The 17,156-nt window shown below is 56.3% G+C and carries 15 protein-coding genes; 5 read left to right on the forward strand and 10 right to left on the reverse strand.

Annotation, left to right across the window (positions count from 1 at the left end):
- The first annotated feature begins 29 nt into the window (after nucleotides 1-29).
- The 3 genes from CKW24_RS19010 (at nucleotide 30) to CKW24_RS19020 (ending at nucleotide 3,507) form a co-directional block, all read left to right on the forward strand.
- On the forward strand, nucleotides 30-365 hold the full coding sequence (locus tag CKW24_RS19010; protein ID WP_256585506.1) for a LysR substrate-binding domain-containing protein: 336 nt from the start codon (nucleotides 30-32) through the stop codon (nucleotides 363-365).
- A gap of 352 nt (nucleotides 366-717) precedes the next feature.
- Nucleotides 718-2,007, forward strand: coding sequence for an MFS transporter (locus CKW24_RS19015; protein WP_095169700.1), 1,290 nt, complete (start codon nucleotides 718-720; stop codon nucleotides 2,005-2,007).
- A 234-nt stretch (nucleotides 2,008-2,241) separates the two neighbouring features.
- Complete coding sequence (locus CKW24_RS19020; protein ID WP_095169701.1) at nucleotides 2,242-3,507, forward strand: OprD family porin; 1,266 nt, start codon at nucleotides 2,242-2,244, stop codon at nucleotides 3,505-3,507.
- A gap of 158 nt (nucleotides 3,508-3,665) precedes the next feature.
- Here CKW24_RS19020 and CKW24_RS27960 read toward each other — a convergent pair whose 3' ends face one another.
- The 10 genes from CKW24_RS27960 to CKW24_RS19065 form a co-directional block, all read right to left on the reverse strand.
- Complete coding sequence (locus CKW24_RS27960; protein ID WP_143501245.1) at nucleotides 3,666-4,502, reverse strand: hypothetical protein; 837 nt, start codon at nucleotides 4,500-4,502, stop codon at nucleotides 3,666-3,668.
- A 5-nt stretch (nucleotides 4,503-4,507) separates the two neighbouring features.
- Complete coding sequence (locus CKW24_RS19025; protein ID WP_095169702.1) at nucleotides 4,508-5,041, reverse strand: fimbrial protein; 534 nt, start codon at nucleotides 5,039-5,041, stop codon at nucleotides 4,508-4,510.
- Between the two features lie 8 nt (nucleotides 5,042-5,049).
- Nucleotides 5,050-5,553 carry a fimbrial protein gene (locus CKW24_RS19030; protein WP_095169703.1) on the reverse strand — a complete coding sequence of 168 codons (504 nt, stop codon included), beginning with the start codon at nucleotides 5,551-5,553 and terminating at the stop codon, nucleotides 5,050-5,052.
- Entirely contained in the window at nucleotides 5,550-6,029 is a 480-nt protein-coding gene (locus CKW24_RS19035; protein WP_159987316.1) for a fimbrial protein, read from the reverse strand. Before CKW24_RS19035 ends, CKW24_RS19030 begins: the two co-directional genes overlap by 4 nt.
- A gap of 10 nt (nucleotides 6,030-6,039) precedes the next feature.
- Nucleotides 6,040-6,612: a fimbrial protein gene (locus CKW24_RS19040; RefSeq protein ID WP_143501247.1), complete on the reverse strand. Its 573-nt coding sequence runs from the start codon at nucleotides 6,610-6,612 to the stop codon at nucleotides 6,040-6,042.
- A gap of 32 nt (nucleotides 6,613-6,644) precedes the next feature.
- Nucleotides 6,645-7,403: a fimbria/pilus periplasmic chaperone gene (locus tag CKW24_RS19045; protein ID WP_095169706.1), complete on the reverse strand. Its 759-nt coding sequence runs from the start codon at nucleotides 7,401-7,403 to the stop codon at nucleotides 6,645-6,647.
- Between the two features lie 22 nt (nucleotides 7,404-7,425).
- A complete protein-coding gene (locus CKW24_RS19050; RefSeq protein WP_095169707.1) occupies nucleotides 7,426-9,915 on the reverse strand; it encodes an outer membrane usher protein in 2,490 nt (829 codons plus the stop codon).
- A 43-nt stretch (nucleotides 9,916-9,958) separates the two neighbouring features.
- Nucleotides 9,959-10,486, reverse strand: a complete 528-nt coding sequence (locus CKW24_RS19055) for a fimbrial protein (RefSeq protein ID WP_095169708.1) — start codon at nucleotides 10,484-10,486, stop codon at nucleotides 9,959-9,961.
- A 71-nt stretch (nucleotides 10,487-10,557) separates the two neighbouring features.
- A complete protein-coding gene (locus CKW24_RS19060; protein WP_095169709.1) occupies nucleotides 10,558-11,112 on the reverse strand; it encodes a fimbrial protein in 555 nt (184 codons plus the stop codon).
- A gap of 175 nt (nucleotides 11,113-11,287) precedes the next feature.
- A complete protein-coding gene (locus CKW24_RS19065; RefSeq protein ID WP_095169710.1) occupies nucleotides 11,288-11,914 on the reverse strand; it encodes a response regulator transcription factor in 627 nt (208 codons plus the stop codon).
- Between the two features lie 211 nt (nucleotides 11,915-12,125).
- Between CKW24_RS19065 and CKW24_RS19070 the strand changes: the two genes are divergently transcribed.
- A complete protein-coding gene (locus CKW24_RS19070) occupies nucleotides 12,126-13,322 on the forward strand; it encodes an EAL domain-containing protein (RefSeq protein WP_095169711.1) in 1,197 nt (398 codons plus the stop codon).
- Between the two features lie 138 nt (nucleotides 13,323-13,460).
- Complete coding sequence (locus CKW24_RS19075) at nucleotides 13,461-17,048, forward strand: ATP-binding protein (protein WP_256585502.1); 3,588 nt, start codon at nucleotides 13,461-13,463, stop codon at nucleotides 17,046-17,048.
- Nucleotides 17,049-17,156 lie beyond the last annotated feature (108 nt).

A 17,156-nucleotide genomic window follows, 5' to 3' on the forward strand; every position in this document is an offset into this window, starting at 1 on the left:
TGTTCTTGAGCAAACTCACATTGGGGGGGGTGAATCCGTTGAAGGCGCCTCGATGTGCAGCGGACGTTGATCGAGGCCCGTTTCAGATATCCATGGAGGTCAACTCTGTGCATGTACTCAAAAGTGCAGTCGAAGCAGGTATTGGTTACGCGATCATGCCTTTGAATCTGGCCATGCGTGAAGTCGAAGAAGGGCGTCTGGTTGCCCACAGGATTTCCGCGGAAGGTTTGTCCAGAAACCTGGGAATCTGCAGTTCTGCCTCGATGCCCGCCAGCCACCTCAAAACGCTAATCTGTGAGTTGATCCGCGAAGTCGTTTGGATTATGTGCGAGAGCGATAAGTGGTCGGGGGGGCGTGTGCTCTGATCGGTAATTCGTTATTGATGCCAATTTAAGACCATCCTAATAACAATAAAGAAACACAAGATAAATACTTACAATCGCTTTTCCGTGATATGCCGAACCATGCCCTGCATTGACCTTGCCGAAAAGAACCTGTGGAGGATTATTCAGCAGCGGATTGTCAGCTACTTGGGCACCTACCTTGAACCGGTTCGAGCCCCCTATACCATTTCTAATCAGATGCTACTTCCAGCATTCGGCATCGCTGTTCATTTATGCCCAGTAGTCCTTTACTTGTAGCTCCCTGTACTGAATTTCAAGTCCTGGCCAACGTTGTTGGGGTTCAAAAAATGCAAACTATAAGAGTAGCTTTCCCATGACTGCCATTCCCTCGAACATCGAACAATCCTCGCGCCCCCTGACCCGGGATGACTGTAAGACCTTATCGCTATCTGCTCTGGGCGGAGCGTTGGAGTTTTACGACTTCATTATTTTTGTGTTTTTCGCCGCGGTAGTTGGAAAGTTGTTTTTTCCGCCTGATATACCGGAATGGCTGCGTCTGATGCAGACCTTCAGCATATTTGCTGCTGGTTATCTCGCGCGACCGTTGGGCGGTATCGTCATGGCGCACTTCGGCGATCTTTTGGGGCGCAAAAAGATGTTTACTTTGAGCATCTTCATGATGGCTGTACCGACATTGATCATGGGCTTATTGCCGACTTACGCGCAGATTGGCATTTGGGCGCCAATTTTGTTGCTGCTAATGCGGGTGATTCAAGGCGCGGCGATTGGTGGTGAAGTTCCGGGGGCTTGGGTGTTCGTGTCCGAACACGTGCCGCAACGACACACGGGTTTCGCCTGTGGCACGCTGACCAGTGGTCTGACCGCCGGGATCCTGCTCGGTTCACTGGTCGCCACGGTAATTCACAGCTTCTACACCCCAGCCGAAGTGTCCGATTACGCTTGGAGGATACCGTTCTTGCTTGGCGGTGTGTTCGGTTTGTTCGCGGTCTATCTACGCCGTTGGCTGCATGAAACCCCGGTGTTTGCCGAGTTGCAATTGCGCAAAGCCTTGGCCGAAGAAATGCCATTGCGTACGGTGCTGCGAGACCATCGCGGGGCGATTGCGATTTCGATGTTGCTGACCTGGCTACTCTCGGCCGGAGTTATTGTGGTTATTCTAATGACCCCGACCACGCTGCAAACTATTTACCTTTTCCCCGCGACCACTGCATTGCAAGCCAATAGCCTAGCGATTGTATTTCTCTGTCTCGGTTGTGTGGCCTCCGGCGCACTGGCGGACCGCTTCGGCGGAGGGAGGGTGTTTGTGTTCGGCAGCGCTGCGCTGCTGATCACTACTTGGACTTTCTACCACAGTCTCTTCGACCACCCCGACTGGTTGTTCCCGTTGTACGCACTGGCCGGTTTGTTCGTAGGCACTATTGGAGCGGTGCCGTTCGTAATGGTCAAAGCTTTTCCAGCGGCGGTCCGTTTTAGTGGTTTGTCGTTTTCCTATAACCTGGCCTATGCGATCTTTGGTGGACTTACCCCGATAGTTGTAACCCTACTGCTCAAGGCGAGCCCCATGGGGCCTGCGTACTATATGGCGATTATTTGCGGCATAGGCATCCTGGTAGGCAGTTATCTCTGGAGGAAAGGCCGTTGATGTGAGGGTAGGAAAACATACCTGCCGTAGGTGCACGGCCCTGCGAGCGCTATCTTTCCGAGGCCGGAAATCACCTCAATCTTGACTCGATTATAAGTAAGTTCAGTGGTGTCGATATAAAGACGCCGTGCGTGTCGTAACGATTTTTAAGGCTGGCTGATCTTTATGAGTAATCAGAAAACATAAAAATATAAAAATATAAAAATATAAAAATACTAACAGGAAGACCTTTCCATGCATAACAACTTGAAATCCATCATTCATGTACTCTGTTCGGGGACTGCGTTGGGCATTGCCGAATCCGCCACAGCTGCTCTTGTGGAAGACAGCAAAGCCAGTCTCGATATGCGCAATTTTTATATGAATCGCGACTTCCGGCAGAGCGGAGCGGTGCAAAATAAAGCAGAGGAGTGGGCCCAGGGATTCATCCTACGCTTCGAGTCCGGTTATACAGAGGGGCCGCTGGGCATGGGCGTTGATGCCATCGGCCAATTAGGTATCAAGCTGGACTCCAGTCCTGATCGAACCGGTACTGGTCTGCTCAAGAGTGGTAGCGAGGCGTCAGCAAACGCTAAAGATGAATACAGTGAGTCTGGCCTCACAGCAAAACTGCGCGCGTCCAAAAGCACCATCAAAATCGGCACCCTTCAACCAGTTCTGCCACCATTAATGCGTAACGACGGCCGTTTGTTGCCACAAACCTTTCGTGGAACATGGGTCAACAGCAACGAGATCGATAGCCTGAGTCTTGACCTGGGACGCATCGATCGAGTCAATCAACGCAACTCCTCAAATAATGAGGCGCTGACGGTATTCAATGGAGGCATGCGTAATATCGTGTTGAGCAACGCCAAAAAGAGCAGCGAGTTCCTGTTCGGCGGTGGTCGTTATCAGTGGAACTCGGCGTTGGCCACCAGTTACTATTACGGCGGCCTGGACAGCATCTACAAACAGCACCTGGTAAACATGGTGTACCAATTTCCACTGGGGAAGGGGCAGAGCCTCAAATCCGACCTGCGGTTGGCCCACTCCAGCGATGATGGTGGTAGCAATGTGGACAACGATGCCGTTGGCGCGCTGTTCACTTATAAATTGGGCAGCCACAACGTCAGCGCTGGTTATCAGCATCTAAGCGGCAACACCGGCTTTGCCAGCGTAAACGGTGCAGATAATGTGCTGATTAATCTGGTGCAAATTAATGACTTCGGTAACGAGAATGAGCACTCCTGGCAAATACGTTATGACTACGACTTTTCAGCCTTGGGCGTGCCCGGCCTAAATCTGATGACCCGGTACCTGTCAGGTGACAACGTCGATCGTGGCCCGGGCTTGAGTGAGGGTAGAACCTGGGAGCGGAATACCGACCTGAGTTATGTCATTCAGAGCGGTCCGCTGAAGGACTTCGGGTTCAAATTTCGCAACGCCAGTACGCGCAGCAACTTCCTCAACGATATAGATGAGAGTCGCTTGATCCTCACCTATAGTTTAGCCCTTTGGTAAAACTGGTGATATTGACCTAGGAGGGTAATTGGCGGGTGCAATCATCAGTCAGCCTTAAACGGGCTGACTTTTTTATGATCTGCAGTCGCAGATTACTCAAAGGTGGGTACGGTGGATCGCTTACACTCTTCCGAGTTCCTGTTGCTCTTACACCGAGCTTAAGGTGGTGACACGGTAATCACCGTAAAGCCGGAGAATTCTCCAGGTGCAACGGTCCCTCGGCTACTGAGTGTCGAGGTGACATCAAGTGTGGTAGCTTGATCTTTTGTAGTCTGCACGTTGATCCCTGTAGTAGCGTCCTTGCCATTCACGGTAATCTTCGAGTACAGGCTGCCATCGCTTCTGAGTTGCACTCCCGAAGCATCTGTTCTAGATGTCGAAACGGTTACGCTAGTCGGACCCAGGCACTGCAAATAGAGCTGGGTCGAAGCCATCGCTCCGTCAACTTTATTATCGTATAGGCTTCTATGGTTGATAGTGATATCGCCTTTGATTTCGCATTGTAGCGCCGGCGCTTTTACTTTGGAGCATGGGCCCCAAGGATTAACAGCTGCGCCAAGGTTGGGCCCTGTGTGCGCGTAGGTAAAGGTGATGCAGAGGTTATTGTTGGCGTATTGTTTCGGGACCAGAATTGACCCGGTGAGGGGTATTTGGAATCCTTTAGTCTTGAGGTCAGACAATAGTTCGCCCATATTAGAGTTGCGGCGTGCGGGCACGTCCCATTTAAAGTAGGTTCCTGCCGTATTGATCACCAAACCCGGTCGGTTCGCAATCAAGCCGATAGCACACGCTGTGACTCGACTATCGTCCACCGTGCAGGGGCTCCAACTACTATTTGCATCCCAATTGCTGACCTCGAAGTAATAGCGTACACCCGCTGGCTCATAGTAGCTTTTCGTTGTGGTGATAGTCAGGGCTTGTGCCTGTGTCGCTGTAAAGCATAATGATATTGTTAAAAGCGCTCTGCGCAGCACAGTACAGTGAAACTTCGCCATGGTGTTTACTCGTAACTAAGTCCAAAGGTCAGGGAGGCTTCAAAATTGCCTAATCCCAGGGTGCGGTCGGCCAGCGTCCTGGGCTCCGCTTGAAGATATGCATTGAAGCTGAGCAAGTTGTTGCCACTGCTCAGTTCGCCCATGCGGTGAGTCTTGTTCAACGGCAGGGCCGCACCGCCTGTTGTCTCCAACCCAACCATCAGGCCTTGCACCGTGGTGCTTTGAAGCACCAGCAGGCCTGGTGCTTCGCTGCTTTCGTTACCGCTGAAGGTGATGCTGACCATGCGTTTGCCGACGTCCAGGTTGCAGTTTTTCAGGCGCAGCTTGATAGGGCGGCCTTTGGTTCTGCCGTTGAGGTAAAGGTCCTTGTCGATTACGCTTTTGAAGTCCAGTTTGATCAGCTCATCCTCCTCGGCAAGCACGCAAGGCTCGTTCACAAGGGTGCCGGAGAAGTACAGGTTGTCTGGTGCTGCTTGCAGCGCAGGAAACCAGAGGCCGGTGGCTAACCAGGCGCTCAGGGTCACGACCCACTTGCCCATAGATCCTCCTAGTAGAGTTCGGCCATCAGGAGCGCCGAAGCGGTAAAGTCGGTGCTGGGGAGCGCCGCACCGGTAAGCTTTACCGGTACAGCTTCCAGCTCCGGCGGTGTCGATGCGTTGACATCGATCTCTCGGGGTTGATTGGGTACCAATGGGGTACCCCCTAGCAGCACCCTGATACCCAGGTCGTTTACCGAAGTCTTGAGCGCGGCAGGGTCGAAATGGGCGTAGTTACCCTGAAGGGTCAAGCGCATGTGCCAGGTGACACCGGCGTCGGATGCACCAGGGCATTCGATCTGGTAGGGAATTGCCTGGCGGTAGCGCTCACCATCGATGCGGTTGATCGCGATATTGCGTTCGAAGCGCACGTCGATACGTCGACCCTTGTCGCTGACGGCGCAGCCGGGTGGTGCCTGCAGGTTGCCGGTGAACTGCAGGTTGTCTGCGCCAACGTATTGAAGGGGCAGGGCGGTGATCGCCATTGTTGCCATGGTGCTTTGCAGTATGTTCATCGATAATCCACCACCAGGGTTGCGCTGACCTTGAACGCACCGGCTTTGATTTCACTGTTTGCACGCTTGACCAGCACGGCTTGCAGCACCGGCTTTTTACGGGTATCGAAGTCCACCCAGGTGTTGACCGCAAGCCGGCCGCCGTCCTTTTTTAGGGCGATGCCGAGGTTGTCGTAACCCGGTACCATCAGCAGCGCTGGATCGAAAGCCGCGGTGCCGCGCACCTGCATCCGCAGTTCATTGGTCGCCGAGCGGCTGCAATTGAGTGCGTACTCCAAGGTGATGGTCTTGTAAGTGCCATCGATGCCTGCAGTCTGCACATCACCAAAGGGTGCGCTGATGGGCGCGTTTTTGTTGATCTCGCAAGGGATCGCCGCATAGACAACCCCTTTGATCGTTACCTGCTGCTCGGTAGCGAGGGTCATGGGTGCACAGCCAAGCAGCATGGCCAGCAGTAGGGGACGTACGACAGTCATTGCCGGGGCCTCAGTCATACGCCAGGTTCACATTGAGGCTGGCGCGAAAGGCGCCTGGGCGCAAAGGAGCTGCGGTGCGCTCAGGGCGGATGTAATAGGTCAGTTGGCTGTCACCGGGCGAAACGAACCAGCCCGGAGCGGTGCGGCCCAGGCGCACATCGTTGCCCTGGACATCGAGCAGACGCAGGCCGAAACCCTCGGCGCCGATCACTCTGATCAGCTCGGGCGTATTGGCATCGGCGACCGCCTTGAAGGCCAGTGCGGCCACCGGCTCGATGGCACTCCAGACCAGGGTGCCTTGCTGCTCATCCTGGCGGCCGCCGTTGCTGCGTACACAGCCTTGCAGCTTGATATGCAGGGCCACCGGCGCGCCCTGATCGCCAAGGCGCAACAGGCGGGCGGTGCTCAAATCGCTCAGCGACAAAGTCTGGTAGGCGGAGCTGGGGTCCAGGTAGCAGGCACTTTCAAGCAAGGTACCGGTGACCTGGATCTCGGCCGTCTGCGCAAGGTTGTCGGCGGCGTGAGTCAAGACACTGGTGCTGCAGAGCAAGGCAGCAAGACAGATACGGAGTCCAGGCTTCATGATTGGCCCTCACTGGAATAGGTCATTGAGTGTCAGCGCTTGTTGGTAACGGGACTGGCGGTGCAGTTGTCTGCAGCGCAGCTGAACTGCAGTTGCGGACGACCGCCGTAGTCATTGACGTAGGTCAGCACTGGCTTGTCGCCCAGCGCCTTGCTGCTTACACCCAGGTCGAGCTGGCCCTTGGGGGCGATCATCAGGGGTTTGAAGTCGGTTGCACTGACGGCCTTGAGGTTGGGCGTGGCATCGATCAGCGTGATGTAGTAGGGCGTCGGGTTGTTCACCAGATAGCGATCATTCTGGCGCGTCAGGGTCAGTTTTTCCTGCCAGGGGGCATCATTGGCACCGGCTCTCGGGGCGATCGCCGCAGGTCGATAGAACAGCTTTACCCGCGTCTGCAGGGCAATCTGCAGCGTGTTGGGTTGATCGCTGCGTGGCGGAATTTCGCGCATGTTGAAGTAGAACAACGACTCGCGGTCCTGGGGCAGCAACCCCAGTTCAGGCAGGCCCTGAATCTTCACCTGGCTGTTGGCCCCGGCTTCCAGACGTTGGATCGGTGGCACCACCACCATGGGGCTGGTGATCTTCTCGGCCTGCTCGTTCTCGATCCAGGCCTGGGCCAGATAGGGCAACTGGGTATTCTGGTTGCTGACGCTGAGGCTGACCGATTTCTCGCTGCCGGTAAAAATCACCCGGGTGCGGTCCAGCGAGACAGCGGCCAGGCTGGTTTGCGCAGCGCAAGTGCCGAACAGGGCGAGCAGGGTCAGGGTGTTGCGTTTGAAGCTGGTGTTCATAGAGGTACCTGTTGCAAAGAGATTAAACGGCGGAGTCGCCTGCGTCGCTGACGGGCTGGCACAGCAGCTCCAGTTGTCGTTCAGGCGATACCACCTGTTCGGGCAGGGTGAAATGGCAGCGCGCGCTACCGTCCCAATGCAGCGACATGGTTTCGCCCGGCTTCATGCCGCTCAAGTAAGTCGATCCTTCTTCGCCGACAATGCCGGTTTCCTGGCCGCGACTGTTCTGCGCGCTGGCACCAAAGGGGGGCGCGCCGCGGTTGGCCATGCGAATGATGACCATGTCCTTGTAGCCGGCGATCACATCAAAGCGGCGGTAGCCAATTGCGCCTTCGGTCAGGGTCGCCTGGGTGACTGACTGAGTGGCTTCGACGTCGTCGGCCAGATCGTCCAGCACGATGCTGGCCTGGTTGCGGTAGTAGCTGTTGACGTCTGTCACCACCGCCTTGCCGAAACGGTTGGTTCGGGTAGTCCCGCCGTTGCCGCGTACCGGTACATCGGCCACGCCCTGGGTATCTACCAGAAGACGGGTGCCGCCCATGATGTTGCTGCGGTGCAGGGCCGCACCCTGGCCCGTCAGAGTGGCACCACCTTGTAGGGACAGCCCGGCCGAGGTGTACTCACCGGCTTGGTGGCTGGCGCTGGCCACCACCTGGGCCTGATCGCCGTCATGGGACAGGAAGCCGCTGGCAATTTCGCCGCTGGAGGATTTGCCGGCGCTGAGCATGTAGTGGTTACGCTCATCGATACGGTCGTAGTAACTCAGGCTATGGGAGGTGTCGCCGCGGTTGACCGACGAGCTGTAGCTGAGCGAGCCGGTGCTGTCCCAGGGAATGCTGACCGACAGGTAGGCGCCGTCATCGGAGGTGCCGTTGCCCTTGTTCTGGTACGCGGTCAGCGACAGGCTGAGGTTCTTCAAGCCACCGACATCGAAATAGTGCGACAACGACAGGCTGTAGCGATCGCTCGCCTGGCTGTTCCAGTAAGTCTGGTGGTTGTAGTTGAAGTACATGCTGAGCGCCGAATCGCGAAACTGTTTGCTCACTGTCGCGGTGTATAGCTCCTTGCTCTGGTTTAACGACTGGCTGCCACGCCGGACTTCGATGAATTCGTTCATGCTCAGGTAGTTCTCCTCGGAGAACCGGTAGCCAGCGAAGGTGACCTGGCTGTCGTACTCATCGAAGCGCTTGGAATAGCTGGCACGGTACGACTTGCCGCTCAGGGTGTCGTGTTCCGGCAGTGTGGCCCGCGACTGGGTGACGTCGAACGACAGCGCACCGAACGCCATCAGGTCGCGGCCCACGCCCACGGCCAGGGAACCGTAATCCTTGGCACCGAGGCTGCCGCCATACAGCGACCAGCCGTTGCTCACACCCCAGGAAAACTCACCAGTGGCGAACTGTGGGCCATCGAGCTGATGTTCCCAGTCAGAGGGTTTTCCGGTGGCCAGCTTGTAGCGCACGGTGCCCGGACGGGTGAGGTAGGGGATGCTGGCGGTGTCCATCTGGAACTCCTGGACGCTGCCATCCTGCTCTTCGACGCGCACGTCAAGCTGGCCAGAGACCGCATCATTGAGGTCCTGGATCCGAAACGCCCCTGGCGGCACTTGGGTGTCGTAGAGCACCCGGCCTTGCTGGCGAATCACCACCCGCGCGTTGGTGCGGGCCACACCGCTGACTTCCGGGGCATACCCCCTGAGGTTGGGGGGTAGCATGTTGTCGTTGCTGCTCAGGTTGACGCCGGTGTAGCGGAAACTGCCGAACAGATTGGAGTCCAGGTAGTCTTCACCGACGATCAGGTTCGAACGCAGCGACGGCACGGCGCGCAACGCATAAAAACGGCTCCAGGCGAACTCGTTATGTGACGGCTGGTCGTCACTGCGTTGCATCTGGGTCTGCCAGTCGCCGCGCAAGCGCCAGGCGCCCAGGTTGATCCCGGTGGTTCCGTTGCCGCTGAGGTTGTCGCTGCGACCTTTACCGCGATTGCGCTCGGTGGTCTGGGCGTTGAAGTTGTAGTCAAACAGCACCCCGGAAATGCCCTCGTCCCAGCGTGAAGGCGGATCCCAGTTGAGCGCGGTGTATTCCAGTTGATCCTGGGGGATGCTCACGTACAGCGCCGAAGTGCCGAGGTTGCCACGCGCCTGCATGCCAGGAACGCTGGTGAGGTCCAGGCAGGTGCTATCGCGCCACCAGGTCAGGGACTTGAGGACGTGTTCTTTAAGACCCAGTTCATTGACCAGAGCCGGCGAAAGACAGGCGACGCTGCTTTTTGGGTCGTTTGGGGCCGGGAAATAGTCGACGGCAAACTCCGTCAACGTATCGCGGTTCACGTGCACCATCAGGCTGTATTGGCCGGGCATGATGAAGTTGGCCGAAGCAAACACCCCAAGATCAAGGTTCTCGCGATCCTTGAGGTCCAGTACATCGGTGTTGAATTGGAATTCTTCGGCTGCACTTGCCCACGTCGCGAAACAACACAACGCCGTGGTAGCCAGTACCTTACGGTGATCCACGTGACTTAATCCTTGAGCAAAACTGCACACCGGTGTCTGCAGTTCAGAAGTGCTGAATACTCAGCTTGATCGTGGCGTGATAGTCGCCGGCTTCCAATGCATGTCCGCTACCGACGAGCGTCAGCGAATAATTGAGCATTAAACTGTCGGTCGACAGTGTGTTGTGCTCAAGTGACATGCCAGGTGAAATTAACTTCCCTTGTTGATCTTTTATCTGCAATGCAATGCCTTTAGCGCCACCATCAATACCGAAGTGTTTACCATCAGGCGGGCCTTCGAATGCCAGTTTGAAACGTTGGGAAGGGTCGGAGTCGTTATGTTTTTCCGAGGTAATGCAATTGCTGATATAGATAGTCAAGGGTTGTTGGGATGAACTATCGCCGCTTAGCAACCCATTAAGTGCCAGGGGTTTGAACGCAATTGTCTGACTGTCATTACCCATACGGATGGTACAGGCGCTGTCGACAATGCTCCCGGCCAGTTGCACACGCCCTTTGAGCGCATCGGCAGTACAGACGGGCACGCCCAAGGGGTAGAGAGTCAGGAGCAGCAGTGCGGTTGAGCGAATCATCTAGACCTCCGCAGGCACCCCCGCAGTACACAGCCAGTGCGCACTGCGGGGTAGCTCAGTGACGAATTACGTTACTGATAGGCGAGGGTGAAGTTGGCGAAAGTTTCGAAGTCACCCGGAACGATTTCAGCGGGAGTCGCTGTGCCACCACCTTGCGCGGCAACCATATCGCCCTGCAGATAGGCTTTGAACTCCAGGTAGGTGTCGCCATTGGACAGCGTCTGCGCAGGCGAAGCATCGCCAAGCTTGATCAGATTACCAGTATGGTCGGCGATGGCCAGGCTGGCGCCTTGGGCACTACCTCTGAGCGCCAGCAGGTCTGGGTTGGTGGAAGGCGAACCGGTGAAAGTAGCAGTGGCGGACTTCAGCGCGCCCAACTCACAGCCGCGCAGTTCGATCTTGAAGGTTTTCGGGCTGGATTTGCCGCCGTTTTTCAGGGAGACGTTGGAAATTTCATCCATCGGGACGGTTTGGTAGGCCGACTCTTGAGCAATCGAGCACGGAGCATCGATAATTGCACCCTTGAAGGTAATGACACCGTGGCCTTGATCTTGGGCAAGACTGACCGCCGAAGTTGCTGCCAGGGTAACTGCCATAATCGCGCCAGCCAACGTACTAACTTTCATTTCATACTCCTAGATTGATATTGAAGTCCTTGAAAGGGACTCAATGGAACACTCTTTCTGCTCTGGTATCCGTGTACTGTTGAGCTGAAGAGATACTAGGCGTGAAGAGGGGAGAAGTGAGTAGGACGTTGCCGACGCGGGCCTAGGAAATTTCCTACAGGGCTTTACTTTCTGGTCAAGAGGTCAGTGCGTTGCGTTTGGCGAACTCGGCCAGATCAACCAGCGACGTGGCCCCCAACTTTTGTAGTAGTCGAGTCTTGTAGGTGCTCACAGTTTTATTACTGAGCAGGAGCTTTTCACCAATCTGTTTGTTGGAGTAACCCTGAGCCAGGTATTGCAATACCGTTACTTCCCGGTCGGTCAACGATCGAATCTGCTCAAGCTCGGTGAGTTGCTCTGAAGGGTTGACGCTGTCAAACGTCAGAGAGGGAAAGAAGGTATAGCCGGCATCCACTGCTTTGATCGCGGTTATCAGGCTGCCAAGGTCTTCTTCTTTATTGACGAAGCCACGGGCACCTAGCTGGATGCAGCGTCGACACACAGAGTCGGCGGGTTGGGAGGTCAGTATCAGTATCTCGCTGCGCACCTGCAGGGCTTTGATCCGGGAAATAACGGTAAAGCCGTCCAACTTGGGAATACCAATATCGAGGATCACCACTTGAGGGGTGAGTTCGCGTACCAGTTGAACAGCATCGACGCCATTGTCGGCCTCCCCCACCACGTGCATGCCGTGCTTCTCCAGCAGAACCCGGACGGCAAGTCGAATGACCGGATGATCGTCAACTATCAGAACGCTATGCATAGTGCGAATTTACCTTGAGAACGCGCTTTTTACGGAACGGTACAGCTTGGGCAGTGAAAGGTTAACACCATTACCCGTGTAGGAAAGAGCTGTACTTGATACCGGGTTACCTTAGGAAAATTCCTAGGATGCGCAGGAAATATCCCATGGATGTATCGGAAGCGCGCCTTGCACACTGTCTCTCCTTCAATTGCGTGCGTGTAGACCTGCAATGCAAGATTTGACTGTTCTGGTTCTGGAGGATGAACCCTTCCAGCGCCTCGTCACCGTGACGGCTCTGGAAAAAGTGCTGCCAGGCCCCATTCTGCAAGCGGCGAACGGCCACGAAGCGGTTGTTGTGCTGTCGGCCTGCAAGGCGGTGGACATTGTCCTCTGTGACCTGAAAATGACCGGTATGGATGGCTTGGCGTTTCTTCGCCATGCCAGTAGCAGTGGCAAAATCGGGGCGGTGGTGTTGTGCAGCGAACTGGACCCGGTTTTGCGTCAGGCCACGGTCGCGATGATTCATTGCCTGGGCTTGACCTTTCTCGGCGATCTGGGCAAACCGTTCAAGCTGGAGGGGTTCAGCCATTTGGTCAATCGCTACCGGGAGCTCTGTAGTGCTGGCCCGCAACTATTGTCGCCTGCAGAGCTACCCACCCTGAGCGATGTGCAGCGGGGTCTGGATAATGGCGAATTCGAGGCCTATTACCAACCCAAGGTCACCCTGGAAGGGCAACTGCTGGTCGGCGCAGAAGTGCTGGCGCGGTGGACACATCCGCAATGGGGTGTGCTGTCGCCCGCGCATTTTTTACCAATAATGGAAGAGTACAACTTGATCAACCGATTGTTCTGGCAGTTATTCGAGCAAGGCCTGGCCCTGCAACAAAGGCTGGGTGCGCAAGAACGGGTGATCAATCTGGCGTTCAACCTGCATCCGGCACAGCTGGCTTGCGCAGCACTGACCGAGCGCATCACCATGCTGCTCAAGCGCTCGCAGGTGCCCGCGAGCAGCGTGATGTTCGAAATCACCGAGTCCGGCCTGATCAGTGCGCCGGCCAGCAGCCTGGAAAACCTGGTGCGGTTGCGTATGCTCGGCTGTGGACTGGCCATGGATGATTTTGGCGCCGGCTATTCTTCGCTGGATCGACTCAGCGAACTGCCATTCACTCAGATCAAGCTTGACCGGGCGTTCGTGCGCAAGATGCAAAACCAACCCAAAAGCGCCGCGATCATCAGTTGTTCGGTGGCGTTGGCCCAGGCGTTAGGCATTTCGCTGGTTATCGAAGGTGTCGAGACTGACGAGCAACAGGCTCGCCTGATTGAGTTAGGCGGCACCCTTGCCCAGGGGTTTCTGTTTGCCCGCCCATTGCCGGAAAGTCATTTTATCGACTTCTGCTCGCAGCAGGCGGATTGGCACAGGTGCTGAAGATTTAGCGACGGTAACCCCTTTGAACTATTATTGCGCCGACCATCACGGCGATCCCAAGGCACTATCGGTTTTTTATCTCGCATGTATCTACGCACTTTTTGCCTATCCCTCGGCCTGCTCTTGAGCAGCACCCCGATGCTGGCTGCATCCTTGCCACTGGCTCCACAAGTGCTGTCCAGCCAGCTGCGTATCGACCGCCAGGATATGCCGATCTCCACTGAAGACTGGCATTGGCTGCGACATAAGGCCGAGCTAAGGGTTGGCATTTCGCCCAGCGAGTCAGCACCGTTTTCGGTCAATGCTCAAGACCACCAGTACGAGGGCATCAGCGCCGATACTACAGCCCTGGTTGCGCAGTTGTTGGGTTTGCAGGTGAAGATCGTTCCGTTCGCCAGCGATAGCGATGCCGAGAAGGCAGTGCAAGACGGCGGCGTCGACGTAATCAGCCGCCACGGCAGTCTTGAGCCGCGCCAGGATCTAATGTTCAGCGTGCCCTACGCACGGGACCGTCTGGCCCTGTTCAAGCGCAGTGTCGAAGCACGACATTCGCCCGTGGACCTTGCAGGCTTACGCGTGGCGGTTAGCGAAGAGCACAGCGATGAGTTGAAACAGCGTTTCCCACGGGCCGACTTGCGGGTCTATGCCGACCATGACAAGGCAATTGCTGCTGCCGCCTTTGGTCAAGCCGATGTTTATCTGGATGATCTGTACAGCGCCTATTACCGCATCAATCGCGCCTACTACGGCTATCTGCAATTTGAGCGTTTCAGCGACCTGGACGTAGGCGGCTACAGTTATGCCTTGCAATTGGACAACACGCGTCTGCTGCGGCTAATCAACGTCGCCATCAAGGCTATTGGTGAAGATCAGCTACGTAATCTGGCCAAGCGTTGGGTTGGCAACAGTTTCATTCCCAGTGAAGACCCCCTCGAGCTCACGACAGAGCAGCTACGCTGGATTCAGCGGCACCCCGTTGCACGATTGGTGATCAATGACGACTTGGCCCCAGGTGCGTACTTCGATTCGAGCGGGGTTTTTTCAGGTGGCATCGCCGACATACTCGAAGTCGTGACCCTGAGTACCGGGCTGCATTTTCAGGTGGTTTCACGCAGTGGTGGTTTCCCACAGATTATCGAAGCGCTGCGCCTGGGGGAGGCTGACTTGGCCCTGATGACCCCAAGCCCCGAGCGTGAAGAGACCCTGCGCTTTTCCAGGCCGTTTCTTGCCAGTCCCTTTGTGCTACTCAGCAGTGTTGAGCAGCAAGGCAAGCTCGAGAGCCTGATTGAAAAGCGCGTGGCGATACCCACTGGGCACGTAGCCATCCAACAACTGCGCAAGCGTTACCCCGAAGCGGTAGTGGTAGAGGCCGGCGGCTCACTGGACACGATGAACCTGCTCTATCAAGGCAAGGTTGATGCAGCGGTAGTGTCGATGCCTGCGGCGCGCTATTACATTGAGCGTTTGTTTCGCGACAAGCTGGTCATCAACCAGGTGCTTGATGTAGGACCGGCGACGGTCAATTTTGCGATGCGCCGCGGGGATTTTGAGCTGCAATCGATCATCGACAAGGTCTTGCTGAGCGTTGGACCTGATGAGATGAATGCGATTGCCAATCGCTGGCGCTCGCCGCCGGGCATGAGCGGTCAGACCTGGGTCGATTACGAGCGAGTGATCCGTGAAATTGTCGCGGGGGGGGTGTTGCTCCTGTTCCTGTTGCTGGTCTGGGTGTTCTATTTGCGCCAGCAGATCAAGGCACGGCTCAAGGCCGAGCGCATGCTCAATGACCAACTGCAGTTTGTCGAGACGCTGACCGACTGCATGCCACCGCCGTTGTATGTGCGAGATATCAAGGGGCGCATGCTGTCGTGCAACCGCAGCTACCTTGACAGCGTCGGCCTGCGCGCCGACCAGGTGCTGAACAAAACTGTGCGTCAGTTACCTAGAGAGAACTTTGAGGGCCACCCGGACTTTCATCGGTACTACCTGCAGGCCATGCGCGACGGCCAGACCATCGAGTCAGTGCATGCCGTTGCGCTGCAGGGCAGGGACGTTTGGATCAATCACTGGGTGCAGCCGTTTCATGACTCCAAAGGGATGATCAAAGGGGTGATCTGCGGCTGGCTGGACATCACTGAACACCGTCAGTTGGTGGAGCAGTTGCAAGAAGCGAAGACCCGCGCGGACGACGCCAGCCGGGCCAAGACCAGTTTCCTGGCCACCATGAGTCACGAAATCCGCACACCGATGAACGCTGTGATCGGCATCCTCGAGCTTGCGCTCAAACGTGCCGAAAGCCAGCCGATCGACCGCGCCAGTATTGAAATCGCCCATACCTCGGCCAAGAGTCTTCTGGAGCTGATCGGCGATATCCTCGACATCGCCCGCATCGAGTCGGGACGTCTGAGCCTGTCGCCCAAGCGCGCCAATTTGCGCGAACTGGTCGAATCAGTGGCCAGGGTGTTCGAGGGGCTGGCCAGGCAAAAGCGCCTGAACCTGTTCCTCGACATCGATTCGAGCATCAACTGTGATGTATTGGTCGATGCCCTGCGGTTCAAGCAGATCCTGTCCAACCTGATCAGCAATGCCATCAAGTTCACAGAAGAAGGCTCGATCAAAATCAGTATTTCCGGGCTCCTGGACCCTGCCAGCCTGCTCAATGTCCATCTCAGTGTCGAAGACACCGGCGTTGGCATCAGCCCGGCCGACCAGCAGCGTTTGTTCACACCCTTCGTTCAGGCGCAACGTAATGTCCAACAGACCGAAGGTACTGGCCTGGGTCTGGTGATCTGTCGTTCGTTGTGCGAAATGATGGGGGGCAGGGTAGTGCTGACCAGCACCCTGGGACGCGGTACCCGGGTTGATATCGAAATGCGCCTGCAGGTCCTGGAATACATTGCTGTGCGCCAGGTACCTGCGCTGATCCAGGCAAGACCCCGGCACCGACTGCAAGTGCTGGTAGTGGATGATCACCGGATCAATCGACAGGTGTTGCACGAGCAATTGAGTTTCCTCGGGCATGACGTCTGCGAGGCAGAAAATGGCCAGATGGCCTATGAGCGCTGGAACGAGCAGCTCTTCGATATCATTATTACCGACTGCCATATGCCGGTGATGACTGGAGTCGACCTCGCTCGGGCGATACGTCAGGCTGAACAGGAGCGTGGCGGGGAAGCTTCGGTGATCATCGGACTGACCGCCGACGCCCAGCCAGAAGAGATCGAGTTTTGCATCCAGGCCGGGATGAACGAGTGCCTGATCAAGCCGCTCGGCCTGGATGAATTGGATGCGCGCCTGCTGGCTTTTGGGCCAGAGGCGGAATTTGCCCCGGTACCGCTTGAGCATCGCCTGCCAGAGCAATTGATAGCACCACCGGAGCACACAAGACTGCTCGATCTGGGGCCGTTGGAGAAGTTGATCAGCAGTGAGCCAGTGAAGTTCCGGCAGATCCTCGACGAACTGATCCACAACAATCGCAAAGACTGCCAGACCTTGAATATGTTGCTTGAGGAGCGCGATGTCGACGAACTGAGTGAGCGTGCACATCGCATCAAAGGTGCTGCGCGGGTGGTTAAGGGTGAGCTATTGGTCGAGTGCTGTCAGCGCCTGGAGGCCGTGTGCGGGGACCCGCAGGCGACGTTTGGACAGCTGGAGGAAGCCGTGGGCAAGATCGAAGCTGCAATTGGAGAGCTGGAGCAGGCATTGCTATCGTTCCAGAAATCTTGACCCCCGCTGCGACGAACCATTGCCGGTCAGTTGCGCACAACTTCATGAACGACAAGTGCCACGTTGCCAGGCCCATAGGGCCTGATTCAGGCTTTATCGCACGGGATT

Origin of the sequence: Pseudomonas sp. Irchel 3H3 (assembly GCF_900187635.1) — a bacterium.
In the GTDB taxonomy this organism is placed as follows: domain Bacteria; phylum Pseudomonadota; class Gammaproteobacteria; order Pseudomonadales; family Pseudomonadaceae; genus Aquipseudomonas.

What these genes read in the sequence shown, in the direction of transcription:
- CKW24_RS19015 (WP_095169700.1), top strand. Translation starts at nt 718, where the DNA reads ATGACTGCCATTCCCTCGAACATCGAACAATCCTCGCGCCCCCTGACC.
- CKW24_RS19055 (WP_095169708.1), bottom strand. Translation starts at nt 10,486, where the DNA reads ATGATTCGCTCAACCGCACTGCTGCTCCTGACTCTCTACCCCTTGGGC.
- CKW24_RS19025 (WP_095169702.1), bottom strand. Translation starts at nt 5,041, where the DNA reads ATGGGCAAGTGGGTCGTGACCCTGAGCGCCTGGTTAGCCACCGGCCTC.
- CKW24_RS27960 (WP_143501245.1), bottom strand. Translation starts at nt 4,502, where the DNA reads ATGGCGAAGTTTCACTGTACTGTGCTGCGCAGAGCGCTTTTAACAATA.
- CKW24_RS19040 (WP_143501247.1), bottom strand. Translation starts at nt 6,612, where the DNA reads ATGAAGCCTGGACTCCGTATCTGTCTTGCTGCCTTGCTCTGCAGCACC.
- CKW24_RS19030 (WP_095169703.1), bottom strand. Translation starts at nt 5,553, where the DNA reads ATGAACATACTGCAAAGCACCATGGCAACAATGGCGATCACCGCCCTG.
- CKW24_RS19060 (WP_095169709.1), bottom strand. Translation starts at nt 11,112, where the DNA reads ATGAAAGTTAGTACGTTGGCTGGCGCGATTATGGCAGTTACCCTGGCA.
- CKW24_RS19075 (WP_256585502.1), top strand. Translation starts at nt 13,461, where the DNA reads ATGCTGGCTGCATCCTTGCCACTGGCTCCACAAGTGCTGTCCAGCCAG.
- CKW24_RS19045 (WP_095169706.1), bottom strand. Translation starts at nt 7,403, where the DNA reads ATGAACACCAGCTTCAAACGCAACACCCTGACCCTGCTCGCCCTGTTC.
- CKW24_RS19070 (WP_095169711.1), top strand. Translation starts at nt 12,126, where the DNA reads ATGCAAGATTTGACTGTTCTGGTTCTGGAGGATGAACCCTTCCAGCGC.
- CKW24_RS19035 (WP_159987316.1), bottom strand. Translation starts at nt 6,029, where the DNA reads ATGACTGTCGTACGTCCCCTACTGCTGGCCATGCTGCTTGGCTGTGCA.
- CKW24_RS19065 (WP_095169710.1), bottom strand. Translation starts at nt 11,914, where the DNA reads ATGCATAGCGTTCTGATAGTTGACGATCATCCGGTCATTCGACTTGCC.
- CKW24_RS19020 (WP_095169701.1), top strand. Translation starts at nt 2,242, where the DNA reads ATGCATAACAACTTGAAATCCATCATTCATGTACTCTGTTCGGGGACT.